Genomic DNA, 24,606 nt, shown 5'->3' with positions numbered 1-24,606 from the left:
GTTAAACCATTGCCTCTACAACGCTTTTTTCCCGTTAAGGTCTAAACTTAGACTTATCTATGCAGTAGAGGAGACAGACTATGTCCTCCAATGTTGATAGGGAAACGTTCGATCAAATCATGGTGCCTAACTACGCACCACAACAGATGATTCCTGTAAAAGGGCTTGGCTCCCGAGTGTGGGATCAGCAGAGTAATGAGTTCATCGACTTTGCTGGCGGTATTGCTGTTAATGCTTTAGGCCACTGCCATCCAGAACTGACTGCAGCACTTCATCAGCAAGCTGATCGGTTATGGCATCTGAGTAATGTATGGACCAATGAACCTGCTCTGCAATTAGCCCAAGCGCTCTGTGATAAAACCTTTGCGGAAAAGGTCTACTTTGCCAATTCAGGCGCAGAAGCAAACGAAGCTGCGTTTAAACTCGCACGAAAATACGCTTACGATAATTTTGGTGCGGATAAGCACGAAATCATCAGTTGCAATAACAGTTTCCATGGCCGCACCCTATTTACCGTATCTGTTGGCGGGCAGCCAAAGTATCGTGAAGGATTTGAACCAGTACCTGCGGGTATTTCTCATGTTCCTTTTAATGATATCGCTGCGTTAGAACAACAGATCAGCGATAAAACCTGTGCGGTAGTCATCGAGCCTATTCAGGGCGAAGGTGGTATTACGCCCGCCTCAGCAGAGTATTTACAGGCTGCAAAAAGCCTATGCTCTGAACACAATGCCTTGCTTATATTTGATGAGATACAAACAGGCGTCGGCCGTACCGGCAAGTTATACGCCTATCAACACAGTCAAGTTACTCCCGATATATTAACCACCGCCAAAGCCTTAGGCGGCGGCTTTCCCATAGCGGCTATGCTGAGTACCGAAAAGGTAGCCGCATCCTTGAACGTCGGAAGCCACGGCAGCACTTATGGGGGCAACCCTCTTGGCTGTGCGGTGGCACTCAAACTTTTACAGATTGTTGATACGCCTGAGGTGCTCGATGGTGTGTTCCATAAACATCATCAGATCACTCAACAAATTGCGCAATTTAATCAGAAAACAGAGTTATTTAAGGATATTCGCGGCCAGGGCCTATTAATCGGCTGTGAACTGAACGATCAATTCCAAGGCAAAGCGCGGTTGTTTTTAGAGTTGGCGCAACAAACAGGGCTGATGGTGCTTGTTGCAGGCTTAAATGTTATTCGCCTAACCCCCTCACTGATTATTCCCGAAGACGACATTAAAGAGGGATTAGCACGCTTCAATCGCACAATGCAGTTATTTAACCAACAAGCTTGAGCTGAGAATGCTAGAGATTATGCAGTTATCTATCGAACCACTAGATCAATTAGAACGTGATCTGCTCGATAAGATCAGCGTTCAACAGCACCTAAGAGAACAACAACTGATTGAGTTAGTTGAAATCAATAGCGGCTCACATAATCCCGAAGGGGTTAATCAGGTCGGACTTAAATATCAAGAGCTGTTCGGCCCACTGTGCAGTAAAAGCGAAAGATTTGAACTACCGAAGTGGGAGCGAATCGATTATACAGGCAAAGCAGAACACCAAGCGCTCGGTTCCCTTTGGAAGTTCAGCCACAACCCAGACGCACCAATCCAGATCCTGTTTTGCGGTCATACCGATACTGTATTTCCTGTTGATAGCCCCTTCCAACATGCGATTCGCTTAGATCACACTCGATTGAACGCACCCGGTGCCGCAGATATGAAAGGCGGTATTCTAGTGATTCTGTCCGCGCTTGAAGCATTAGCTCAGCACCCACTTGCTCATCAGATCGGTTGGAATGTCATCCTAAATCCAGATGAAGAGATCGGTTCACCCGGCTCAGCCAACTATTTGGCCGAAGCGGCGAAACAACATGACATTGGATTGATCTACGAGCCGGCTTTGCCTGATGGCAATCTTGCAGGAAAGCGAAAAGGCAGCGGTAACTTCACTTTGGTTATCCATGGTCGTTCTGCTCATGCCGGCAGGGCTCCCGAAACCGGTAGGAATGCGATTAATAAAGCCGCTGAACTGATCCTGCAGCTAGCATCATTAAACAATCAAAAACCGGGCTTAACCCTCAATACAGGCATAATCAAAGCAGGCGAAACCACCAATAAAGTGCCCGATTTAGCCGTGTGTAAATTTAACGTACGCATTCAGAAAACCGAGGATGCCGAATGGTGCCTTGAGCGCATCAATGAATTTATTCAGCAGCATAATCAACAGGAAGGCTTCCATATAGAGCTCCATGGGAATTTTGGACGCTACCCTAAACAACTCGACCAACCCCATCTCGCACTCTATCAACTGGTACAGCAATGCTCAGAACAACTGGGTACAGCGTTAACCTGGAGTGCAACTGGGGGCTGCTGTGACGGTAATAACTTATCGACCGCAGGTCTACCCAATATAGATACCTTGGGTGTGACCGGTAACTTTATCCACAGCCCCCATGAATTTATCAATTTACCTAGCCTGAGTTCACGCGCGCAGCTCAGCGCACTGTTACTCTTTCACATAGCTCGTGAAGGGTTGCCATTTAAGCGACTGCGCCCTCAGGGGAGGCCACTATGACCAATGAAGAGCTAATCCAAATGCTAGATGAGATGTGGCAGGACTATTTAGAGCTCAACCCAGAAGCTCGCCAGATCCACCAGCTATTCAGTGACCTTAACTATCAAGTGATCAATGATCATATTGCGTTACGCACTTTTGATCTGGAAGAAGTGAATATAGATAAAATGGCTACGCCGTTTCTCTATAGCGGCTATCGCGCAGCAGGTGAATATCATTTCCCAAACAAACACCTCTACGCTAAGCACTTTCAACATGATGATCCTGCCCTGCCGAAAATCTTTATCAGCCAGCTGATGACCGAATCGCTCAGCACTGACAACCAACTGCTTGTGCATAACTTAGTAGCTGAACTCGATCCTATGCAGCAATCCCCAGATACCTTGTGCTATTGCGGTCGTCCGTGGGAAGTTAGTTATGACGAGTACCAAGCACTACTGGCACAAAGTGAGTATGCCGCTTGGCTGGCAGCCTTTGGCTTCAGACCTAACCACTTCACAATTTTCGTCAACGCACTCACTTCGCACACCAGTATCGAAGAGGTTAATCAGTTTTTAAAAAGCCATTCAATCGAACTCAATAGTGCAGGTGGTGAAGTCAAAGGTAGTCCCGAAGAGCGACTCGAACAATCCTCAACCTTAGCCAGCAAAGTCGCGGTTGAATTTAGTGATGGCAGTGTAGAAATACCTGGCTGCTACTACGAATTTGCCCGTCGCTATCCCTTGGAAGATGGCTCTCTCTACCAAGGCTTTGTCGCAGCATCTGCCGACAAAATCTTCGAAAGTACCGATAGCCGTTAGGAACTTCAGGGAACAGGAGGTCGACTATGTATTACATTCGCCCGATTGAGATGAACGATTTAGAGACCTTACATCAGATCGCTATCGAATCTGGTCCTGGCTTTACCTCTCTCCCCGAAAACAGCGCTTTGCTCGCCGATAAAATCGAACGCAGCTTAAATGCCCTCAAACAAGATATTCAAAAAGCCGCCAATGAAAGCTATCTGTTTGTCCTGATCGACAGTGAAACTGAAGAAGTCGTTGGGACCACAGGAATTGAAGCAGCCGTTGGTCTGCAAGAGCCTTGGTATCACTACAGAGTAGGTACCGTGGTACATGCATCACGCGAGCTCAATATCCATAACCAGTTTAAAACCCTCTACCTATGTAACGATTACACCGGCTGCACAGAGGTTTGTACCCTCTATCTAAAACCTGAACACCGTCACTCGCAAAACGGTAGCCTACTGTCTAAAAGTCGTTTTCTGTTTATGGCAGAACAGCCGCAACGTTTCTCGGAACGCGTCATCGCAGAGATGCGTGGTTTCTCTGATGACAACGGCCGCTCCCCCTTTTGGGAAGGATTCGGACGTAAATTCTTTGCAATGGACTACTCAGAAGCGGATTACCTCACAGGCTCTGGCAACAAAGTCTTTATTGCCGAGTTGATGCCGAAATACAGCATCTATATCCACTTACTCCCCGAAGAAGCGCAAGAAGTGATCGGACGGGTTCACGCCAATACTGAACCTGCCCGTCGCATGCTGGAAAATGAAGGTTTCCGCTTTGAAAATTATGTAGATATCTTCGATGCCGGTCCTACGATCACGGCACCACTGGCAAAAATACGTGCGATTAGAAATAGCCGCTACGCCAAAATTAGAATTTCGCACCAAGCTGAAACCACTGATTCCGATTCAGCTTATCTACTCAGTAACACCCGTGCAGCAGGTTTTCGTTGCTGCCTTGCTAACTGCCAAACCAATCAAGGCATTGCTGAACTCACACCTGAAACAGCTGAAATGCTTCAAGTAAAAGACGGCGACACCATTCGATTGGTCGAACTAAAAGGGAGGCACCCATGAAACCACAAGCATCATTGTTTATTAATGGCGAATGGGTTCAGGGCAACGGCTCCGAACTTGAGTCGTTGAATCCAGGCAATAACGAGCGAATCTGGCAGGGTTATGCAGCTGACGAAGAGCAGGTAGATCACGCCGTTGCAGCGGCTTCTGAAGCCTTCCCACACTGGTCTGAACTCACGCTAAAGCAGCGAGGAGCCTACCTTCTAAAATTTAATAAATTGGTAAAAGAGCACGAAGACCTACTTGCCGACACCATCGGTCAAGAAACGGGTAAGCCTCTTTGGGAAGCCAAGACAGAAGTAACTGCTATTCTGGGCAAAGCGGCTTTGACCATCAAAGCCTATCAAGCGCGTTGCCCAACTGAAGAGAGCACTGTACAGGGTGCACGTTCCATTCTCAGCCACCGCCCCCACGGCATCGTAGCGATATTTGGTCCTTATAATTTCCCAGGGCATCTACCAAATGGCCATATCATGCCTGCGCTTTTAGCGGGCAACACCATCGTCTTTAAACCCAGTGAATTTACCCCGCGAACAGCAGAGCTGATGGTTCATCTCTGGCAAAAAGCTGAATTACCCGATGGCGTGCTTAACCTGGTCCAAGGTGAAAAAGAAACGGGGGCGCATTTAGCCCAGCATCCAGAGATTAATGGCCTCTATTTCACCGGTAGCGCAGCCACCGGCTGTTACTTGCATGAGCAGTTTGGCGGACAACCCGAAAAGATCTTAGCACTCGAGATGGGCGGTAATAACCCTCTATTGGTTGCCAAAACAACCAATGTTGCTGCGGCGGTCTATAACACTATTCAATCGGCCTATATCACTGCAGGCCAGCGCTGTACCTGCGCACGACGTTTATTGGTACCGGTCGGCACAGAAGGGGATGAATTTATTGCCGCTTTGCAGAAAGCGGTTAACAAAATTGAGGTAGGCACCTATAACCAGAACCCGCCACCTTTTATGGGCGCTTTAATCAGCCAGTCAGCCATGACCTCTATGCTAACCGCTCAAGAAAAGCTGATCGAACAAGGCGCTGAAGCATTGGTTAGTATGCAACGCTTTGCCGAGAAAGGCGCCCTGCTAACACCAGGGTTAATCGACTGTACGGCAATAGAGAACCCCGATGATGAGGAGTTCTTTGGCCCTCTCCTTCAGATCTATCGTGTACAAGATATTCAGCAGGCAACAACCTTAGCCAATAACACCCGCTATGGCTTAGCGGCTGGCGTACTCAGTGACGATCCTAAAATATTCGAATACTTTCAGCGTCGTGTCAGAACAGGCTTGATCAACTGGAACCGGCCACTAACCGGCGCATCCAGTGCGCGCCCCTTTGGCGGTACCGGTATTAGTGGTAACCATCGCGCCAGTGCATGGTATGCCGCCGATTATTGCGCTTACCCAGTTGCCTCTATGCAGGCCGACAGCATGGATATCCCAGACAAACTTCCTCCGGGCCTACATATCGCCGATCATGTTTGGAGTCATGAATGAGTTTAACGCTTAACTTAGATGGTTTGGTCGCTCCCAATCACCACTATGCGGGGCTCGCACAGGGCAACCTTGCATCACAACAGCATCAAGGCGAGATATCTTCACCCAAAGACGCAGCATTACAGGGTTTGGAAAAGATGTGGATGCTGCATCAGCTTGGCATTCCACAAGGGATTATTCCCCCGCCAATGCGACCTGATCTAGCACTGCTCTATGCAGCAGGCTTTCGCGGCTCCGACGAACAACTCTTGGATCAAGCTTGGCACAAAGCCCCTCAGTTGCTGACCGCCTGTTATTCCGCTTCTGCTATGTGGGCAGCTAACAGCGCAACCTGCTCAGCATCTCAAGATACCAGAGATAGACACTTACACTTCACCCCTGCAAACTTAAATAGCAGTATCCATCGATCATTAGAAACCAAACATAACTATCAGTTCTTCCAAACCTGCTTTGATGATCACGACAGGTTTAGCGTTCATGTTCCATTACCTTCACAATCGATCTTTGCAGATGAAGGGGCGGCCAATCAGATTCGCTTAAACTCGCCTTGTGACCAAGATGCTCTGAATCTGTTTATCTATGGCAGAGAAGGCTCACTAAGCGCAAGTACACGCTTTCCAGCACGCCAAACTCGCCTCGCTAGCGAAAGTATTATCCGCCAACATCAACTGGAGCTAAACCGCAGCATACTGATTCAGCAGAACCCCATCGCTATAGACCACGGTGCATTTCACAACGATGTTGTCGCGGTCGGACATCTGAACTTTTTATTTCTACATGAACAAGCTTTTAAAGAGCAAAATGAGGTTTTGAATAATTTAAGATTAAAAAGTTGTCATTGGCAGGATGCACTTAAGATATTTGAGGTCAGTTCCAGTAAGCTGAGTCTGCAAGAAACCGTCAGTACTTATTTATTCAACAGTCAGCTAATTCAAAAAAGCGACGGCACCCTTCTGCTTCTAGCCCCCATGGAGAGTAAACTCAGTACCAACGCATCTGCAGTCTGCGAAGAGTTAATCGCTGCCGACAACCCTGTCAGCGAGGTGCAATTTGTCGATCTAACGCAAAGCATGCAGAACGGCGGAGGTCCAGCTTGTCTGCGTTTAGCGGTACCAATCACGGTTGAAGAATTAAGCGCTATGCATCAGGGAATACTGCTAACCCCTGCACTATATGAGTCGCTGAAACATTGGATAGGATCACACTACCGGGATCGCCTGAGTCTCGAGGATCTTCGCGACCCTCGACTGATTTCAGAGATACAAAGTGCGCTATCCCACTTGGGAGAGCTGTTAAAGCTCCCCAATTTTTACAACTAAATTTTAGGCGCAAGGCAACAGAATGCGCGCTTCCAATCCGCCCTCTGGATGGTTTGATAGACTGAGCTCACCACCTAAACGTTGTACAGCCCGTTGCGCGATACTTAACCCTAAGCCATAGCCTTCGGATTTACTGTTACCTCGGAAGAACGGTTCGCAGAGTTTTTCTAACTGCTCTGCTGGCACACCTTCACCATGGTCACGAATACGAATTTCACAATGTTCACCTTTATGAACACTCAACTCGATCGGTGCTGATTGTGGGGTATGTTTACAGGCATTCCCCAAAATATTATTCAGCGCTCGTAGCAACAAAGGCGTGTTCAATTCCACTTCACAATCGGATTCCATACGGAGTTCAAACTCACGTGATTGCTGACTAAAACGGGCATCATCGAGCAACTCTTGCAGCACATCGCTGAGCTTAGTTTTTTCGCCTTTAACTTCCATCTGCTCCAAACGGGATAAGGATAAGATCTCGCCGATCAATTGATCTAATCGCTGACACTCATGAATGATCCGTTGAACTGTTTTGTCCCCTTCTCCCAAGCGTTGTTCAGCAATCCCTGCTGCGGCCTGCAATCGTGCTAGCGGCGCTCTTAACTCATGGGATACATCACACATCAGATGTTGATGAGAGGTCAGGGTTTGTTGGACATAATCTGCCATGCGGTCAAAGTCACGGGCAAGCTCACCCAGCTCATCACCGCGTTTGCGTAGTTTCTCATCCGTACGAGTATCCAACTCCCCACGGTAGATCGCCTGAGTGTGCTCGCGCAGCAAAATTAATGGCCGCGCAATAATCGCGGATACAATCAAAGCACCTAAAGAAGACACTAATAAAATCAGTACCATTTGCACCGATAGGATCCGATTCACTAGATCTGCGTAGGGAGAACGTTCCCAGCTCAGATCGACTAATACTTCATACTGTCGCCCCTGCTCTGACTCTAGATTAAAACGATAACTATCTTCAGGGTCTTGCTTAAAACTCGGCAGATCAACCACCTGCTTCTGCGTGGTCAGGTCGGTAATATGGACACGCTTAGTTACACTGCGCCAAATAAAACGTTTCCAATGTGGTGTACGCTCTTTGTGATGTTGTGGCGGAGGACCTATCTCTTTATCCCGGTGCGAACTCTTCAGGTGCTTAAGCCGAAGCGGTGGAATCGTGGTATGTCCCAAGCGTTCATAACGCTCGATCATCAGCTCTGCATACCCCTCAGCTTTTGCTGTGATCACCTCTTTGAAACGATCTTCTTCTGTAATAGTACTGACAACACAGATAGTCGCTAAGAGCACCGAAAAGCTTACACACCAGATCGCGGCAAAAACTTTCCAAAAAAGTCGTTTATACCACTTCATACCAGATCCTTAATAAACTGATAGCCGACACCACGGACGGTTTTGATCAACTCTTTCTCTGGCAGCGCTTTCGCTAATTTCTGACGTACACGGCTAACATGAACGTCTATTGCACGATCAAATGCCGCCAATTTTCGATGCAAAACCAGCTCAGTTAATTGTTCTTTATCCAATACATTTCCAGCATTCGCGATCAGATAAGCAAGCACGTTAAACTCCGTCCCCGTAAGCTCCAATAACTCGCCCTTGATCCGAACCTCACGCAAACCAGGATCAAGCTGGACACCGCCCATCTCAACATTAGTGTCTGGGAAAAGAGTTGTTTGTGTTTTCGGTTCCGAACGACGTAGGACCGCACGAATTCGTGCCAGCAATTCGCGTGGATTACAGGGTTTGCTTAGATAGTCATCCGCTCCCATCTCTAACCCCAGAATGCGATCAATCTCTTCACCACGCCCCGTCAGCATAATCACGGGCAAAGTCACTACAGGTCGAATTTGCTGTAGCAGCTCCAAGCCCGATTTACCCGGCATCATGATATCTAACACCATCAAGGCATAACGATCTGCACGTTTTAATTGCGCACAAGCTTCATCTGCATTGTGAGCAAACTCAACCTCAAAGCCTTCGTGCTCGAGATAATCGGACAACAACTCGCACAGTTCCACATCGTCATCCACCAGTAATAATCGCTGTTTATCTCTCATACTTTAATCCCGCACTCGGCCTTGATCGCCTAATTTCGCTACTTATCTACTAAAAATAATAATCCTTTTAGCGTCAAAATAGATCGCCCAATTGTTAGATTTACCCAACTTTACACAGCAGAAACCCATCTTTGCGCTTACAAAAGCCACACTTTGTTCCATCAACTAAACAGCCTAGGAGCAAAGAACATGAACCGTAAAATCATGACTGGAATCGCAGCCGCTGTGTTAACTGTTTCTAGTTTAGGCGTTGCACATGCTTACACTAAAGATGACGGCGCTAAGATGGAGAAACGCCTGCAGTATCTTTCTGAAGAACTAGGGTTAACCACCAGCCAACAGGCGGCACTGAAAGAAAATATGCAGCAGAAAAGAGCGGGCATGAAGGATCAACACCAAGCGAAACGAGATATTCGCCAACAACTGATGCAACTAGATCCAACATCCAAAGACTATCAGTTGCAGCTCAACAGCTTAGTGTTAAAAGCGCAGGAGCAAACTAAAGCGATGATTATGGCCAAAGCCAAACATCAGGAAGAACTGTATGAGATTCTGACCCCAGAACAGGAAGCCAAATTCGCACAGTTAAAGAGTGAAGCACCCAAAAAATGGATGAAACATAAATCGGAACATAGAAAAGGTAAGCAGTGCCACTAAGAGTGGAGCAAAAGTTAAGCTGTAATTGACAGTGTTACCCGTCAGCCTTCACTGCAGTAACTCTGTCAATTTTTTCACGTAAAGAGCCAGCGCTGAAAGGCTTAATGATATAGTCAGAAACGCCTTGAGAGATCGCTTGTTTCACCATCGATGTTTCATCCTCAGCCGTTACCATTATGAAAGGTAACTCGTCGGCATCAAACGATTCTCGCACTTTGTTGAGTACTTCAAGTCCCCCCATCCCTGGCATCTCCCAGTCACACAAAATCACGTCGTAGGCGTGAGTTTGAGTCAATTGGCAAGCCTCTTCACCACTGGCCGCTTGGGTAATATCTCGATAACCAAGCTCCCGCAATATAGCTACCAGTAGTGCCCGCATACTACCAATATCATCGACCAGAAGAATCTTCGCTTGTTCGTTAACGGAAACTTGTTCGACCATAGTGAATATCCATTTCAATTCAATACATTACTACTAAATCTAGCAGAGTTTTTTGAATAGAAAAGGGGGGTAATCAAATCAGCTTAGAAGCCACATCCTTCACATCTTCCATCACAACAAAGGTGCTGGTTTGCTTAACAAATGGCAGATTAGAAATCTTTTCACCGAGCACTTCTCTATAGCTTTCGATATCGGACGTACGCACTTTTAACAGGTAATCGAAATTAGCTGCAATCATATGGCACTGTTCAATTTCAGGGATGGCGCGTACCGCTTCATTAAAGGCTTGCAGCGCTTTGGTTTTAGTATCTAGCATCGTCACTTGAACAAAGGCGATATGTTTAGAACCAAGCTTCTTCTGATCGATCAGGGTGGTATAACCCATGATATAACCAAGCTCTTCCAAACGTTTCATTCGCACTTGGCAAGGTGTTTTCGAAAGGCCAACACGCGAAGCTAATTCCGTAACCGTAATACGTGCATTCTTTTGCAGTTCGCGCAAAATCGCCATATCGAGTTTATCTAAATTTTCCATGACGGCGCTCCAGAAGCTTAAAGTCAAAACGTCCAAAATTTTGGCGAAAATATAGTGAATTCGACTCCCCATAACAAGTTGACTACTCTTTCTTATAGATGAAAAAGAGCTATACAGCGCGTTTATCTAGGCAAAAAACCATCGAATTAGAACAATCATCCGAATAAGCGAACAAATAAAGACCAATTGCCTAGAAAACAGCCAACTTTAGAGCATTTAACCAATGGAATACCGGTAAGCTTTCCGGTCGTTATACCCAAGCTTAACTACTGTCTTTTTCGCAACCAATGAAGGTAGAAAAGTCTGCAGCATAGCTAGCGCAGGAAGGTGTAACAGAGGATGGAACGATAATAAGCATAAACTATGACAAAGAGGTTTCTTAGATGGTAACCCTGACATTTATCCTATATCTGATGCTGATGCTGGCAATTGGTATTGTTGCCTATCGTCGCACTCAGGATCTGTCTGATTACGTACTTGGTGGACGTAATCTAGGGCCGATCCCAAGTGCGTTGAGTGCAGGCGCATCAGATATGAGTGGCTGGCTGTTGATGGGCCTTCCTGGTTACGCAATGGCGGCCGGTTATGGCTCTTTCTGGTTGGCAGGCGGCCTACTAGTGGGCACTTGGCTAAACTGGCTGTTAGTAGCTCAGCGCCTACGTGTTTACTCACAACGTGCTGATGATGCACTAACACTACCTGCGTTTTTCGAAAAACGTTTTGAAGATCACAGCCACAGCTTACGCGTTATTTCTGCCGTATTTGTATTAGTTTTCTTCCTGTTCTACACCAGTTCAGGTCTAGTAGCCGGTGGTAAGCTATTTGAAACTGTATTCGGTTTTGATTACACCATCGCTGTTCTTGTTGGTGCTGCAGCTGTTATCTCTTACACCCTATTTGGGGGTTTCCTAGCGGTATCTTGGACAGACGTAGTTCAGGGCCTACTAATGGTTGGCGCTTTGATCTTAGTACCGTTGATCGCGATGGGTGAAATCGGTGGTTTGAGCGGCACGCTGGCAGCAGTCGAAGCGAAAAATCCTGAGCTCTTGAATATGTTTACCGATGCGGATGGTAAGAGCATCACGCTAATCGGTACGCTGTCCCTATTGGGCTGGGGTCTAGGTTACTTCGGTCAGCCGCATATTCTTGCGCGTTTCAAAGGCATCAAATCTAAAGAAGCGGTTCCAGCTGCACGTCGTATCGCAGTTATCTGGAGTGCGATCTCTATGGCGGGTGCCTGCCTAATTGGTTTGGCCGCTATCGGCTACCTACCAGACGGTTTGGGCGATAATGAAACTGTATTTATGGTGATGGTAGATGCACTATTCCACCCTGTAATTGCAGGTATTCTACTGGCCGCAATTCTTGCTGCTGTAATGAGTACAGCCGATTCTCAGCTACTTGTATCTTCTTCTGCACTGGCTGAAGATTTTTACAAAGCGTTGTTTAACAAAGATGCAACGCAAGAACAGTTGGTTCGTGTGGGCCGTATCGCTGTAGTGGTTATCGCACTGATCGCAACGTTCCTAGCGATGGATAAAGACTCTAAAGTTCTGGAGCTTGTGTCTTACGCATGGGCGGGTTTCGGTGCGGCATTTGGTCCAGCCCTGATTATGTCACTGTACTGGAAGCAGATGACCAAAGGCGGTGCGCTTGCGGGTATCATCACTGGCGGTGTTACAGTGGTAGTTTGGAAGCAGCTATCTGGCGGTTGGTTTGATCTTTACGAGATCATCCCAGGTATTATCTTTGCCTTCATCGCAATTATCGCGGTATCCAAAGTAACACCAGCGCCATCAAAAGCTATTCAGCAACGCTTTGACGATGTAGAAGCAGAAATCAAAAGCTAACGAATAGAAAACAGATTTTTTTTAAAAGCCCTAACTGCTTTGCAGTTGGGGCTTTTTTATACCTAACAACCAAAGGAACATAAGTTCAAAAAACAAACAAAAACACACCAAGTTATCCACAAATAGAATCAAATAAAGAGAAATAAACTTCCATAACTAATTTTATAGACAAATCGACTATTTAACCGCTTGTAAAATAGCCCGATAGATTTAAGAGGTGGAAAATTATGAGCATCACAATCGAACAATGCCGTACAGCTATTCGTAATAACTATCTGGCAGACGAAGCAGCCGTTATCAACGGTTTGATTAATAACTCAGGTTTAAGCGAAACAGAGCGCGGCGCTATTTCAGCTAACGCGGCAGAGCTGGTACGCAAAGTTCGATCTGAAAGTTCCCCTTCCATGATGGAAAAGTTCCTTGCCGAATACGGCCTGACTACCAAAGAGGGTGTCGCGCTAATGTGTTTGGCAGAAGCACTGCTTCGTGTGCCAGACAGCCTAACCATCGACGCTTTAATCGAAGATAAAGTGGTATCCGGTAACTGGAAAGGCCACTTAGGCCAATCTGCATCGTCATTAGTAAATAGCTCAACTTGGGCGCTACTGATCACGGGTAAGCTACTTAAAGAAGATGAGAAGAAGAGCATCGGCTCCACTGTTAAAGGCATGATTAAACGCCTTGGTGAGCCTGTCGTTCGTACCGCCGTTGCCCAAGCGATGAAAGAGCTAGGCCGCCAGTTTGTACTTGGTCGCGACATCAACGAATCCACTAAACGTGCGACAAAGTTTGAGAAACAAGGCTATAGCTACTCCTATGATATGCTCGGTGAAGCAGCCCGAACTGATGCCGATGCAATCCGTTACCACCAAGCTTACTCACAAGCGATCAATGAACTGACATATGCTTGTGAAAGCAAAGATATCCGTCTTAACCCAGGTATTTCTGTAAAACTATCTGCTCTGCATGCTCGTTATGAAGTTGGTCAAAAAGCCCGTGTTATGCAGGAATTAGTAGAGCGTACTCTAACGCTAGCCCTGCAGGCGAAAGATGCCAATATGGGCTTCAATATTGATGCCGAAGAAGCCGATCGTCTCGACCTTTCACTTGATGTGATCGAAGCGGTTCTGGCAGACGAACGCTTAGCAGACTGGGATGGCTTCGGGATTGTGGTACAAGCTTTTGGTCCTCGTGCCGCGCATGTTCTGGACTGGCTGTATGCAACCGCTGAGCGTCTTGATCGTCGTATCATGGTGCGCTTAGTTAAAGGTGCTTACTGGGATGCAGAGATCAAACGCGCGCAAGTGCTAGGCCTTGATGGCTTCCCAGTCTTTACCCGTAAAGTAAATTCCGATCTGTCTTACATGTGCTGTGCTGAAAAGCTGATGCAGATGACAGATCGTATCTATCCACAGTTCGCTACGCATAACGCCCATTCCGCTGCTGCGATTCTGTTCATGGCAAAAAAACACGATGTGGATAACTTTGAGTTTCAGCGCCTACACGGCATGGGTGAATCACTGCACGATACCGTACTGAAATCGAACAATACTCGCTGCCGTATCTATGCGCCTGTAGGCGCACACCGTGATCTGCTGGCTTACCTTGTTCGTCGTTTGCTAGAGAACGGCGCAAACAGCTCCTTTGTAAACCAGATTGTCGATAAGCGCATTACGCCTGAAGAGATCGCAACTGACCCATTTACCCAAGTACTGGAAAGCCATAACGCAATCAGCAACAACATGATTGCTAAACCTGCCATGATTTTTGGTGAAAAGCGTCTGAATGCTAAAGGCTGGGATATCACTGACCATGCAACCTTAGAACAGTTGGAACCTGCTCGCGAGGCCTTCCAGAAAACGCAATGGCACGCGAAACCAATGATTGCAGGCAATGCAAGCAGCTCTGAAACGGCTGAAATTCTTAACCCTGCCAACCCAGAAGATATTGTAGGTCTAGTTACTGAAACGAACGCTGAAGATATTGAAAGTGCGATCGTATCCGCAGAGCTAGGCTTCCAGCGTTGGTCAAAAACTGACGCTAGCGAGCGCGCCACTTGCCTTCGCCGTGTAGCTGATCTATTTGAAGCCAATGCGCCTGAGCTATTTGCTCTGGCGAGCCGTGAAGCGGGTAAAACTCTACTTGATGCTGTTGGCGAGATTCGAGAAGCGGTCGACTTTGCCCGTTACTATGCGAATGAAGCTGAGAAACACGCAAACAGTGAAGCACGCGGCGTGATCACCTGTATCTCCCCGTGGAACTTCCCTTTAGCTATTTTTGCCGGTCAGGTTTTAGCAGGCATTGCATCAGGCAATAGTGTCATCGCTAAGCCTGCCGACCAAACACCTCTAATGGCTGCACGCGCTGTTGCCTTGATGCATGAAGCCGGTATCCCAGAGGACGTGATCCAACTATTACCGGGCTCGGGCATCAATGTCGGCGCGCCGCTGACCTCTGATCCACGCATCGCTGCAGTGTGCTTTACAGGTTCGACTTTAACTGCACAGCGCATCAACAAAGTAATGGCGCAAAACATGGCTCCGGATGCACCTCTAGTAGCAGAAACTGGTGGTATGAACACGATGATCGTTGATTCAACAGCTCTTCCAGAACAGGTTGTACGCGATGTTCTGATGTCCTCATTCCAGAGTGCAGGTCAACGCTGCTCTGCTCTACGAGTGCTTTATGTACAGGAAGATATTGCTGATAACCTACTAGAGATGCTGTTTGGCGCCATGGATGAACTACGCCTTGGCAACCCTTGGCTTCTAAGTACCGATGTGGGTCCAGTTATCGATGGTAACGCTAAAGTTAAGATTGATGAGCACTGTGCAAAATTTGCCGCTAAAGGCCAGATGCTTAAGAAACTCCATGCTCCAACAGGCGGTACATTTGTCGCGCCAGCAGTGCTGAAAGTTAATGGTATTGAAGAGATTGATGAAGAGATCTTCGGTCCTGTTCTGCATGTCGCAACGTTTGCAGCAAAAGATCTGGATCAAGTTGTCGAGTCGATCAACAGCAAAGGTTATGGTCTAACCTTTGGCCTACACACCCGTGTGGATAACCGTGTAGAGCGCATTATCAACAAAGTTAAGGTAGGCAACATCTACGTTAACCGTAACCAGATTGGTGCCATTGTCGGCTCACAACCATTCGGCGGTGAAGGCCTATCCGGTACTGGCCCTAAGGCGGGTGGCCCACACTACGTTAAACGTTTCACTCGCTCAAATATTAGCAATAGCACAGAAGCGCCAACAGGCCAGACAATTAACTCTGAAACACTGAACAAGATGATCCAACAACTGGATCAAACAGCTTCTACTGAAGCGAAGGTTTCTGAGGAACAACTTGCTAAAGTCTTTGCTGAACAGGCCTTTAAACTGCAAGGTCATAGCTCTGAAACTACAGAAATGCCTGGACCAACAGGCGAGTTAAACCTTCTGTCCGAAACTGGGCGCGGCATTGTCCTTTGCCTAGGTCCCGATGCAGAAAGCGCTAAGAACCAGGCTGCAACGGCGCTCATGCAGGGCAATGCGGTAGTCATTATTGCTCAAGGTATCGCTGATCTACTGAAACAGTGCACTGAGGCTGAACTGCCTGTGCAAGGTATGGTGGGGCAGTTATCGGTCGATGCGATGACTGACACTGATGGATTCGCTGCGATCTGCTGCAATGCCAGCACTGAAGCCCTAAAAGAGATTCGTCAGGCGCTCGCCGCTCGCGAGGGCGCGTTGCTGCCACTGATTACAGAACTGGATCAACCAGAACGTTTCGTCATGGAACGTCATCTGTGCATTGATACTACTGCTGCTGGCGGTAATGCCAGCCTAATCGCTACAGCCGGCTAAGACCGGCTTGAGCAAGTACCTTTCCACTTACTTCGATTTTTGATTCATGGGCAAAACTCGAAGACCTTTACCCCGGGGCTACCGCCATTCAGCCCCGGGGCCTTTTCATTCTAAATGAATAAATTCCTAAGCTTGGCTTCGATACCAATCGACAAATGTATCAGCGGGCATCGGCCTTGAGATGAGGTAACCCTGGATCTGGTTACAATTGAGCTCTCGCAGCAAACCAAACTGGGTCTCCGTCTCGATCCCTTCTGCAACCACTTCAAGTCCAATGGCCTGACTCATATCGATAATAGATGCCACTATGCTTAAATCGACCTCTGAGTCCTCAATATTAACCAAGAAACTACGATCTATTTTCAACACATCCAAAGACATATTACGGATATAGCTGAGACTGGAATAACCCGTACCAAAGTCATCAATAGCAATACGTACGCCTGCAGTTCTCAATATATTGATAGCTACGCGAGTCTCTTCTAAGCAATGCAAGAAACTGGTTTCCGTCAGCTCTACCGATAACAATCTAGATGGCAACTGGAACTCTTCTAGAACCTCTAAAATCTCTTCGGCTATATCTCGGCGCTGCATCTGCTTAGCAGACACATTGATTGCGACAGGAACCTCGTACCCCAGCTTCCACCAGCTAGAGCACTGACGAACCGCCTCTCTCAAAACGAAATAGCCGATTTGATCGATAACGCCTAAATCCTCAGCAAGTGGAATAAATTCATCAGGGGGAATAAAGCCTTGTTCAGGGTGATTCCAGCGAATTAACGCTTCGACACCAACGAGTTGGCGATCTGATGCTGTTACTTTGGGCTGGTAATACAGTTCAAACTGTTCTGCTTCGATAGCTCGGTGCAGATCATTTGCCATGCGATAACGTGATTTCACCAACTGGTGCTGTTCAGAGGAGAAGAATCGATAGCTATTGCGACCAAAATCTTTCGCCTGTTTAACGGCCACTTCGGCACACTGAAACAGATCTTCTGGTTCCGTTGCATCCGTAGGGAAGAAACTCACCCCGACGCTGACAGTCAGATTGATCTCCGTACCAGATACTAATATGGGCTGATTGATCGTAGATAGAAGACGATTTAAAAACTCGCTGACCGCTGTATTATCATCAACATCAGTGAGGATCATATTAAAGGAGTCACCACCAAAGCGGGCAACCGTATCGCCCTCCTCCAGAATAGACTCGACTCTACGGCCTACTTCACGCAATACCTGATCGCCTGCCTCAAGGCCGAAGCGATCGTTTACCCTCTGAAAGAAATCTAAATCTAAAAAGGCTAAAGCAACTTGATGGTTGTGCTCTTGAGCATAGCCAAGCGATAAGTTCAGACGATCATTAAACAACTTACGATTAGGAAGGCGAGTAAGCTCATCAAAATAAGCCAAGCGCTTAATACGGGCTTCTGATTTCTTAATTTCTGTCAGATCGGAAAAAATAGACGCATATTGGCAAATTTCTCCCGCATCATTTTCCACCGCAGTGATAGTAAGCCACTCTGGATAAACTGTACCGTTTTTACGTTTATTCCAGATTTCACCCTGCCACTGTCCGTCACTCTGTAACGAAGCCCACATATCTTGATAGAAGGTTTTATCATGGCGACCCGAGCTTAAAATATTGGTATTTTTGCCCAGAACCTCCCACTCTTCATACCCTGTAATTTCCGTGAAGGCTGGGTTTACCCGCTGGATTTTTGCTTCCAGATCGGTCACTACAATCGCTTCCATAGAAGCGTTCATGACCTTATCTGCCAACTTGAGATTGTGTTGGGATAAAGCTAATGCCTGATCGCGCTCATTCAATAACTCTTTTAAGCGATAGACATAATCCATCTCAACATTGCGCAGAATGTCGCTATAAGAGATTAAACCAATAATCTCACCATCATGACGCTTAACACCGAGGTGATGAAAACTATGCTGACGAAATACTTTGCGGGCATTGTAGAGACTGAGGTCAGCTTCAACTGATACCAAATTGGCGGAAGCAAAATCTTTAAGCGGCAGATCCAAGTCACCCTCGGCCATACTCACCATCAAATCATTTTCGGTAAGAATGCCAACTATATCCTGACCATTACAGATTAAAGCAGCGCTATGACCTGTAGTTTCCAAACGCTCTACTGCTAAACGAACCGTCTCATGTTCAGGAATGATCAACGCATCTTTACTGATAATCTCAGAAACTGATCTTAAAAATAGATCATGCTCCACTCCCTGACTATTAACCACATCCGTCTCGGAAAGCATGCCGAAGATATCGTGGCTTTCATCTACAACCACTAAATGCCGAAAACCTTCTGCAATAAAACGTAAACCCGCTTCATCGATAGTAGCGGTCGTAGATACCGTACTCACAGGGGAAGACATGCAGGTAGAGACAGCAATCTGTTCTAAATCCTGCCCTGACACTGTGATCCGCATAATATCCCTGCGAGTAACAATGCCAACCGGCCGGTTTCCTTCGCAAATAACAACACAGCCGATGCAATGTTTAGCCATTAAACCTACGGCAGTAGATACCTTAGTATCTTCAGAACACACGACTAACTGTTGCTGCGCAACTTGACGCACCAAAAGGTGTTTCTGGGGATATGGCATGCTGGTCATTACGAACTTACTAACTCTACTTCATTTCAGATGAGCAATATTACTGAATAAAATTCGAACAATAAAACCACACAATTGATAAGGCTCTATGATATTGACCCGAGTCAAATAAACAGAAAAAACTCGAAGTAGAGCCTAAGGTTGGCCCCAGCATAAATGAGCATTTAGAGAGGCTAAAGCAGAGGGAGTTAAACAGGGAGGAAAGAGCATCCTCCCCGGGAAGCTAACAAATTCAGTCTAATCAGCTAAGCTTTTCAAACATAAGATCCCAAACACCATGACCTAAACGTTCGCCACGCTTTTGAAATTTAGTGACTGGACGCCACTTCGGCTGCGGCGAATATTCACCTTCACCAGCAACGTTTTGATAGCCCTCAGCGGCGCTCATAACTTCCATCATGTGCTCAGCATAATTTTCCCAATCGGTCGCCATGTGGAATACACCACCAACTTTCAATTTCTTGCGTAACGTCTGCGCAAATTCAGGCTGAACGATACGGCGCTTGTGGTGACGCTTTTTGTGCCATGGATCAGGGAAGAACAACTGAATGCAATCAAGGCTGCCATCTGGAATACACTGCGCCAATACTTCGATTGCATCATCACAGAATACGCGAATATTGCTTAAGCCTTCACGCTCTGCATTGCTTAAGATACGGCCTACACCTGGGCGATGTACTTCGATACCAATGTAGTTTTTCTCTGGCTGATCTTTTGCCATCTCAACCAGTGAGTCGCCCATACCAAAGCCGATCTCAAGTACAACCGGGGCATCGCGATTAAACACCTCAGTTAGATCTAACATCCCCTGTTTCAGCTCCAGACCCATTTGCGGCCATACATCTTCCATCGCTTTCTGCTGACCTTCGGTCATACGCCCAGCACGTAAGACAAAGCTTTTTACAGTACGCATATGCTTCTCTTCAGAAGCCTGCTCAGGGTTTTGCTGCTCGATGTTATTTTCTTCTGTCATCATCTGACCTAACTAAGTAAAACAAAACAGCCTGACATTGGGACGCCAGGCTGTATCGGAAAGTGTAGCCAAACCACCGTTAATTAGCGGCGATTATTTACAAACAATGGTTCCTTCCATTGGCGAAGAAGCACTCGCGTATTTCTTACGTGGCATACGGCCCGCCAAGAATGCTTCACGTCCAGCTTCAACCGCTTTACGCATAGCTGAAGCCATTAAAATAGGGTTTTGAGCACCGGCAATAGCCGAGTTCATCAATACCGCTTCACAACCCATTTCCATCGCTACCGCGGCTTCTGACGCAGTACCTACACCAGCATCAACCAATACCGGTACTTTGCAGTCTTCCATAATAACATTGATGTTATGTGGGTTAAGAATGCCCAAACCAGAACCGATCATAGAACCTAGTGGCATTATAGATACACAGCCTAGGTCTTCTAACTCTTTCGCTACGATTGGGTCATCACTGGTGTAAACCATTACTTTGAAACCATCACGTACCAGCACATCTGCGGCTTTGATTGTTTCAACAACATTTGGATATAAAGTTTTCTGGTCGCCCAGTACTTCTAGCTTAACCAGATCATGACCATCCATCAGCTCACGTGCTAGCTTACAGGTACGGATCGCATCATCAGCATTAAAACAGCCTGCCGTGTTCGGAAGAATTGTGTATTTATCTGGAGAGATCACATCCAACAGATTTGGCTCATCTGGATTCTGACCAATATTAGTACGACGTACAGCCACGGTTACGATTTCAGCACCACTTGCTTCAATCGCCAAACGGGTTTCTTCCAGATCTTTATATTTACCTGTTCCGATTAGCAGACGAGAGTTAAAAGATTGGCCTGCGATTACTAGCGGATCATTTTCTAGGGACATGGTGTAATTCCAAATGCTCGTTATTATTTACTCTGGCTGTACTGCATCAAATGCTGAAATTAACCGCCACCAATGGCATGAACAATTTCAACACGATCTGATTCTTTTAAAACCGTCTCAGCATGCTGGCTGCGCGGAATAATTTCAAGATTAAGCTCAATCGCGATACGCTTTTCGCCTAACTCTAACTGCTCAACCAAACCTGTCAGGGTGATACCATCCTGCAACTGCAGCATCTCACCATTTACCTGAACCTGCATTGATCTATCTCCTACCTGAAGTCAGCGCTGCATACCCCAGCAACGCCCACCCGCAAAGGAACGCAACTCCACCTAGCGGTGTAACCATACCTAATGACCGCATCCCAGTTAACGCCATTAAGTACAAGCTGCCTGAAAACAACAGAATTCCAATCACAAATCCAATCGCCGCACGCTTAATCACTTTCATATCTAAACGCTCTGAAGCGAATGCCAAAACCAGCAACGCCAGCGCGTGATAAAAGTGATATTCCACACCGGTCTGGTACACAACATAGAGGGAAGGCTCGATCGAACCTTTAACTGCATGCGCACCAAATGCGCCTATAGCCACGGCTAAAAAGCCGAAAATGGACGCAATAAAAAGCAGTGGATGTGTATTCATGATGAACTCTGTTAAAACGAGTTCGGATTATACCGAATTTGCTACGGCCTTGCCGAATACTGCAGGCATAAAAAAACCGCTTAAAAGCGGCTTTTTTTACTCCAGAAAACGAATTACGCTTCCATGGAGACTCGAATCTTCTTCATCGCATTCTTTTCTAACTGACGAATACGCTCAGCGGATACTTCGTACTCTGCTGCTAGCTCGTGCAAGGTAGCTTTATCATCGGTTAACCAACGGCGCGCCAAGATATCTTTACTACGCTCGTCCAACTCAGACATCGCCGACATTAAACGACGCTGTGCATCCTGTTCCCAGTTCGCATCTTCCACCTGTAAAGATGGATCTGCACTTTTATCTTCTAGGTAGTGAGCAGGCGCCCAAGCAGCTTGCTCGTCATCTGCACCTTCCGGCGCATCAAACGCAGTATCAACAGAGGCCATACGACCTTCCATCTGACGTACTGTCTTAGCTTCTACACCTAGATCTTCTGCGATTAGATCAACCTCATCGTTGGTCATCCAACCAAGGCCTTTCTTCTTCGAACGCAGATTGAAGAACAACTTGCGCTGCGCTTTGGTCGTTGCAACTTTCACAATACGCCAGTTACGCAGAATAAATTCATGCATCTCAGCTTTTACCCAGTGCACGGCGAAAGAAACCAGACGTACACCCATCGTTGGGTCAAAGCGTTTAACAGCCTTCATCAGGCCAACGTTACCTTCCTGAATTAGATCGCCTAGAGGCAGACCATAACCAGAATACGTTTTAGCAACATGTACAACAAAACGAAGGTGAGACATAACCATCTGACGTGCAGCTTCTACGTCACCATCAAAGTGTAGGCGCTCAGCCAGAGAACGTTCCTCTTCAACGCTCAGCACAGGAATCGCCGTAACAGTCTGTACGTACGCATCCAGGTTCTGACCAGGAGAAAGGTTTTCAACAACTTGTAAGCTTGTGCCCATTAATGACCTCATATCATTCTGCTTTACACACCGCAGATATGACTTGTTTATAGTACAAAAGTTCCAACAAAATTCCGCTTCCTAAAAAGCGGGACCGAAAAATATAACGAGGAATAAGATAAAACGCAAATATGACGTTTAAATGACAGATTATTGCGGTTCAATGTCGCGAAGGTGACGGCTTACCGCGAGTTTAGCACCGACTAAACCAAGCAAGATTCCAGACGACAACAGAATTAGGCTATCTGAAAAACCTAAGCCCTGAAGCTCAAAATCACTTTGGTAAAGTGCTGCTAGCTGCCCAACAGGCTCATTCAGAAGTAGTAGACTGATCATTACAAACAACCATGCTAAGGCAGCCCCTAATAGACCAAACCAGAAACCAGTATAAATAAAGGGACGCTTAACCCAAGAGTCGGTCGCACCGACTAATTTTGCGACCTGAATTTCATCTTTGCGGTTTTCTATCGACAGGCGGATCGTGTTACCCACCACCAGCAAGACAGACAAGGCCAACAAAGCACCCAGAACCAGAACAACGCGGTTGGCGAGTTCAACAAACGAGGCTAAACGCTCAACCCAAACCATATCTAACACCACATCATCGACTTCAGGCATTTCCGATAAAGTCTGTTGCAGCTTTATTAGCGCTTGTTTCTGATTGTCTATGGGCTGTACCACAACAACCGCAGGCAGCGGATTGCTATCTAGAAAGCTTAAGATGTCAGCAAACTCCGACATCCGCTGAAACTCCAGCAAACCCTGCTCTTTAGTCACCAACTCGACAGCAGCTAGATCTGATCGCAGCAGCATGTTTTGGCTAAAGCGTTCGGCAGCCTCATCAGCAACCGAAGTTTTCAGATAGATAGAGATGCGCGGATCACCCTGCCACTGGCCGCTCAGATGATTAATATTCTTCAAACCAACGAACATAACGCCGGGCAACGCTAAGGCGATCGCCAATACCGCTAACGTCATTAAGCTCGGTAGAGGTGTCGCTTTTAAGCGCTTCAGCGAATCTTGCGCCGTCTTTTTATTATGACGTAGCCAGCTTTTTGCCTGAGCAACAAAGTCGATCTTATGACGAGCAGCACCTTTGGCTTGAGCAGGCGCCGGAGCTGCAGCTTCTACAGGCCGTTCTTGTCGAACTGCACCACGTCTTTTTGGTTCTCGATTAGCCATCGCGCAGCAACCTCCCCTGATCCAAAATCAAGGTGCGGTGACCCATGCGCGAGATCAAAGCCAAATCATGACTGGCGATCAAAACAGTCGTGCCATGGCGGTTAAACTCCATAAACAGACTCATAATCTCGGCAGATAACGTCGGGTCAAGATTACCGGTCGGCTCATCAGCCAGCAGCAATTGCGGTTTGTGAACGATCGCACGGGCGATACCTATGCGCTGCTGTTCACCGGTAGATAAGGCAATCGGATTAAACTTCTCTTTATGTAGCAAGCCAACCTTATCCAAGGCAGCTCTTACACGCCGCCCCGTATCTTCCTCATCGTAACCGGAGATATGTAGTGGCAACGCGACATTTTCAAATACAGTGCGATCAAAGAGAAGCTGATGGTTCTGGAATACCACACCAATACGGCGGCGGTGGTAGGGAATATCTTCGCGGCTAAACTGTGCCAAGTCCTGTTGAGCAATAGAAACGCTGCCTCGCGTAGGGCGCTCCATCAACATGATCAGTTTGAGTAACGTACTTTTACCCGCGCCCGAATGACCGGTTAGAAACGCCATCTCGCCTCGTTGCAGCGTAAAGTTTACGTCTCTAAGCGCATCGTGCCCTTCGGGGTAACGTTTGCTTACATTCTCAAACTGAATCATGCGG

Annotated in this window: 21 protein-coding genes; 9 read left to right on the top strand and 12 right to left on the bottom strand. The window is 46.9% G+C overall.

The window, feature by feature from the left end:
• Nucleotides 1-80: 80 nt before the first annotated feature.
• From ACMXYW_RS00960 to ACMXYW_RS00935, 6 genes are read left to right on the top strand one after another with little or no spacing between them, the layout of a single operon-like run.
• Nucleotides 81-1,295, top strand: a complete 1,215-nt coding sequence (locus ACMXYW_RS00960) for an aspartate aminotransferase family protein (protein ID WP_415904892.1) — start codon at nt 81-83, stop codon at nt 1,293-1,295.
• Nucleotides 1,296-1,302: 7 nt separating this feature from the next.
• Complete coding sequence (locus tag ACMXYW_RS00955) at nt 1,303-2,580, top strand: hydrolase (RefSeq protein WP_415904891.1); 1,278 nt, start codon at nt 1,303-1,305, stop codon at nt 2,578-2,580.
• Nucleotides 2,577-3,380, top strand: a complete 804-nt coding sequence (locus ACMXYW_RS00950; RefSeq protein WP_415904890.1) for a DUF1338 domain-containing protein — start codon at nt 2,577-2,579, stop codon at nt 3,378-3,380. The genes ACMXYW_RS00955 and ACMXYW_RS00950 overlap by 4 nt, the downstream gene beginning before the upstream one ends.
• A gap of 26 nt (nt 3,381-3,406) precedes the next feature.
• On the top strand, nt 3,407-4,444 hold the full coding sequence (gene astA / locus ACMXYW_RS00945) for an arginine N-succinyltransferase (RefSeq protein WP_415904889.1): 1,038 nt from the start codon (nt 3,407-3,409) through the stop codon (nt 4,442-4,444).
• Nucleotides 4,441-5,937, top strand: coding sequence for a succinylglutamate-semialdehyde dehydrogenase (gene astD / locus ACMXYW_RS00940; protein ID WP_415904888.1), 1,497 nt, complete (start codon nt 4,441-4,443; stop codon nt 5,935-5,937). The genes astA and astD overlap by 4 nt, the downstream gene beginning before the upstream one ends.
• A complete protein-coding gene (locus ACMXYW_RS00935; protein ID WP_415904887.1) occupies nt 5,934-7,256 on the top strand; it encodes an N-succinylarginine dihydrolase in 1,323 nt (440 codons plus the stop codon). The genes astD and ACMXYW_RS00935 overlap by 4 nt, the downstream gene beginning before the upstream one ends.
• A gap of 3 nt (nt 7,257-7,259) precedes the next feature.
• Here the strand turns inward: ACMXYW_RS00935 and ACMXYW_RS00930 are convergent, their stop codons facing one another.
• Together ACMXYW_RS00930 and ACMXYW_RS00925 are read right to left on the bottom strand one after the other, a co-directional pair.
• Nucleotides 7,260-8,621: a sensor histidine kinase gene (locus ACMXYW_RS00930; RefSeq protein ID WP_415904886.1), complete on the bottom strand. Its 1,362-nt coding sequence runs from the start codon at nt 8,619-8,621 to the stop codon at nt 7,260-7,262.
• On the bottom strand, nt 8,618-9,328 hold the full coding sequence (locus ACMXYW_RS00925; protein WP_415889914.1) for a response regulator: 711 nt from the start codon (nt 9,326-9,328) through the stop codon (nt 8,618-8,620). The genes ACMXYW_RS00930 and ACMXYW_RS00925 overlap by 4 nt, the downstream gene beginning before the upstream one ends.
• A gap of 189 nt (nt 9,329-9,517) precedes the next feature.
• Between ACMXYW_RS00925 and ACMXYW_RS00920 the strand changes: the two genes are divergently transcribed.
• Nucleotides 9,518-9,985: a Spy/CpxP family protein refolding chaperone gene (locus ACMXYW_RS00920; protein WP_415899802.1), complete on the top strand. Its 468-nt coding sequence runs from the start codon at nt 9,518-9,520 to the stop codon at nt 9,983-9,985.
• 34 nt (nt 9,986-10,019) lie between these two features.
• Here the strand turns inward: ACMXYW_RS00920 and ACMXYW_RS00915 are convergent, their stop codons facing one another.
• Complete coding sequence (locus ACMXYW_RS00915) at nt 10,020-10,427, bottom strand: response regulator (protein WP_415899801.1); 408 nt, start codon at nt 10,425-10,427, stop codon at nt 10,020-10,022.
• Nucleotides 10,428-10,500: 73 nt separating this feature from the next.
• Entirely contained in the window at nt 10,501-10,962 is a 462-nt protein-coding gene (locus ACMXYW_RS00910; protein ID WP_415883132.1) for an Lrp/AsnC family transcriptional regulator, read from the bottom strand.
• A 383-nt stretch (nt 10,963-11,345) separates the two neighbouring features.
• Between ACMXYW_RS00910 and putP the strand changes: the two genes are divergently transcribed.
• Nucleotides 11,346-12,812, top strand: a complete 1,467-nt coding sequence (putP, locus tag ACMXYW_RS00905; RefSeq protein ID WP_415904885.1) for a sodium/proline symporter PutP — start codon at nt 11,346-11,348, stop codon at nt 12,810-12,812.
• Nucleotides 12,813-13,039: 227 nt separating this feature from the next.
• Nucleotides 13,040-16,660 (top strand): bifunctional proline dehydrogenase/L-glutamate gamma-semialdehyde dehydrogenase PutA, encoded by a 3,621-nt coding sequence (putA, locus tag ACMXYW_RS00900; protein WP_415904884.1) that lies wholly within the window; start codon nt 13,040-13,042, stop codon nt 16,658-16,660.
• Between the two features lie 126 nt (nt 16,661-16,786).
• On the opposite strand, the gene ACMXYW_RS00895 is transcribed toward putA, so the two are convergent.
• The 8 genes from ACMXYW_RS00895 to ftsE all read right to left on the bottom strand — a co-directional run bounded on the left by ACMXYW_RS00895 (nt 16,787) and on the right by ftsE (nt 24,602).
• Nucleotides 16,787-19,294 carry an EAL domain-containing protein gene (locus ACMXYW_RS00895; RefSeq protein ID WP_415899798.1) on the bottom strand — a complete coding sequence of 836 codons (2,508 nt, stop codon included), beginning with the start codon at nt 19,292-19,294 and terminating at the stop codon, nt 16,787-16,789.
• Between the two features lie 241 nt (nt 19,295-19,535).
• Complete coding sequence (gene trmB / locus ACMXYW_RS00890) at nt 19,536-20,267, bottom strand: tRNA (guanosine(46)-N7)-methyltransferase TrmB (RefSeq protein WP_415889909.1); 732 nt, start codon at nt 20,265-20,267, stop codon at nt 19,536-19,538.
• Nucleotides 20,268-20,360: 93 nt separating this feature from the next.
• The gene (locus ACMXYW_RS00885) at nt 20,361-21,155 is read right to left on the bottom strand and encodes a thiazole synthase (protein WP_415904883.1); all 795 of its coding nucleotides are present in this window, start codon (nt 21,153-21,155) and stop codon (nt 20,361-20,363) included.
• A gap of 59 nt (nt 21,156-21,214) precedes the next feature.
• On the bottom strand, nt 21,215-21,415 hold the full coding sequence (gene thiS, locus ACMXYW_RS00880) for a sulfur carrier protein ThiS (protein WP_415899796.1): 201 nt from the start codon (nt 21,413-21,415) through the stop codon (nt 21,215-21,217).
• A gap of 4 nt (nt 21,416-21,419) precedes the next feature.
• Nucleotides 21,420-21,800: a DUF423 domain-containing protein gene (locus tag ACMXYW_RS00875; RefSeq protein WP_415899795.1), complete on the bottom strand. Its 381-nt coding sequence runs from the start codon at nt 21,798-21,800 to the stop codon at nt 21,420-21,422.
• Between the two features lie 113 nt (nt 21,801-21,913).
• Complete coding sequence (rpoH, locus tag ACMXYW_RS00870; protein ID WP_415883124.1) at nt 21,914-22,768, bottom strand: RNA polymerase sigma factor RpoH; 855 nt, start codon at nt 22,766-22,768, stop codon at nt 21,914-21,916.
• A gap of 150 nt (nt 22,769-22,918) precedes the next feature.
• Nucleotides 22,919-23,950 (bottom strand): permease-like cell division protein FtsX, encoded by a 1,032-nt coding sequence (ftsX, locus tag ACMXYW_RS00865; RefSeq protein WP_415899794.1) that lies wholly within the window; start codon nt 23,948-23,950, stop codon nt 22,919-22,921.
• Nucleotides 23,943-24,602, bottom strand: a complete 660-nt coding sequence (gene ftsE, locus ACMXYW_RS00860; RefSeq protein WP_415899793.1) for a cell division ATP-binding protein FtsE — start codon at nt 24,600-24,602, stop codon at nt 23,943-23,945. The genes ftsX and ftsE overlap by 8 nt, the downstream gene beginning before the upstream one ends.
• Nucleotides 24,603-24,606 lie beyond the last annotated feature (4 nt).

This window comes from Neptuniibacter sp. QD48_55 (genome assembly GCF_047778115.1).
Classification (GTDB): domain Bacteria; phylum Pseudomonadota; class Gammaproteobacteria; order Pseudomonadales; family Balneatricaceae; genus Neptuniibacter.
This window is presented reverse-complemented; position numbering and strand designations above follow the sequence as displayed.

Excerpts from the sequence above, each read along its gene's own strand:
- ACMXYW_RS00960 (WP_415904892.1), top strand. The coding sequence starts at position 81 with ATGTCCTCCAATGTTGATAGGGAAACGTTCGATCAAATCATGGTGCCT.
- ACMXYW_RS00955 (WP_415904891.1), top strand. The coding sequence starts at position 1,303 with ATGCTAGAGATTATGCAGTTATCTATCGAACCACTAGATCAATTAGAA.
- ACMXYW_RS00950 (WP_415904890.1), top strand. The coding sequence starts at position 2,577 with ATGACCAATGAAGAGCTAATCCAAATGCTAGATGAGATGTGGCAGGAC.
- astA (WP_415904889.1), top strand. The coding sequence starts at position 3,407 with ATGTATTACATTCGCCCGATTGAGATGAACGATTTAGAGACCTTACAT.
- astD (WP_415904888.1), top strand. The coding sequence starts at position 4,441 with ATGAAACCACAAGCATCATTGTTTATTAATGGCGAATGGGTTCAGGGC.
- ACMXYW_RS00935 (WP_415904887.1), top strand. The coding sequence starts at position 5,934 with ATGAGTTTAACGCTTAACTTAGATGGTTTGGTCGCTCCCAATCACCAC.
- ACMXYW_RS00930 (WP_415904886.1), bottom strand. The coding sequence starts at position 8,621 with ATGAAGTGGTATAAACGACTTTTTTGGAAAGTTTTTGCCGCGATCTGG.
- ACMXYW_RS00925 (WP_415889914.1), bottom strand. The coding sequence starts at position 9,328 with ATGAGAGATAAACAGCGATTATTACTGGTGGATGACGATGTGGAACTG.
- ACMXYW_RS00920 (WP_415899802.1), top strand. The coding sequence starts at position 9,518 with ATGAACCGTAAAATCATGACTGGAATCGCAGCCGCTGTGTTAACTGTT.
- ACMXYW_RS00915 (WP_415899801.1), bottom strand. The coding sequence starts at position 10,427 with ATGGTCGAACAAGTTTCCGTTAACGAACAAGCGAAGATTCTTCTGGTC.
- ACMXYW_RS00910 (WP_415883132.1), bottom strand. The coding sequence starts at position 10,962 with ATGGAAAATTTAGATAAACTCGATATGGCGATTTTGCGCGAACTGCAA.
- putP (WP_415904885.1), top strand. The coding sequence starts at position 11,346 with ATGGTAACCCTGACATTTATCCTATATCTGATGCTGATGCTGGCAATT.
- putA (WP_415904884.1), top strand. The coding sequence starts at position 13,040 with ATGAGCATCACAATCGAACAATGCCGTACAGCTATTCGTAATAACTAT.
- ACMXYW_RS00895 (WP_415899798.1), bottom strand. The coding sequence starts at position 19,294 with ATGACCAGCATGCCATATCCCCAGAAACACCTTTTGGTGCGTCAAGTT.
- trmB (WP_415889909.1), bottom strand. The coding sequence starts at position 20,267 with ATGACAGAAGAAAATAACATCGAGCAGCAAAACCCTGAGCAGGCTTCT.
- ACMXYW_RS00885 (WP_415904883.1), bottom strand. The coding sequence starts at position 21,155 with ATGTCCCTAGAAAATGATCCGCTAGTAATCGCAGGCCAATCTTTTAAC.
- thiS (WP_415899796.1), bottom strand. The coding sequence starts at position 21,415 with ATGCAGGTTCAGGTAAATGGTGAGATGCTGCAGTTGCAGGATGGTATC.
- ACMXYW_RS00875 (WP_415899795.1), bottom strand. The coding sequence starts at position 21,800 with ATGAATACACATCCACTGCTTTTTATTGCGTCCATTTTCGGCTTTTTA.
- rpoH (WP_415883124.1), bottom strand. The coding sequence starts at position 22,768 with ATGGGCACAAGCTTACAAGTTGTTGAAAACCTTTCTCCTGGTCAGAAC.
- ftsX (WP_415899794.1), bottom strand. The coding sequence starts at position 23,950 with ATGGCTAATCGAGAACCAAAAAGACGTGGTGCAGTTCGACAAGAACGG.
- ftsE (WP_415899793.1), bottom strand. The coding sequence starts at position 24,602 with ATGATTCAGTTTGAGAATGTAAGCAAACGTTACCCCGAAGGGCACGAT.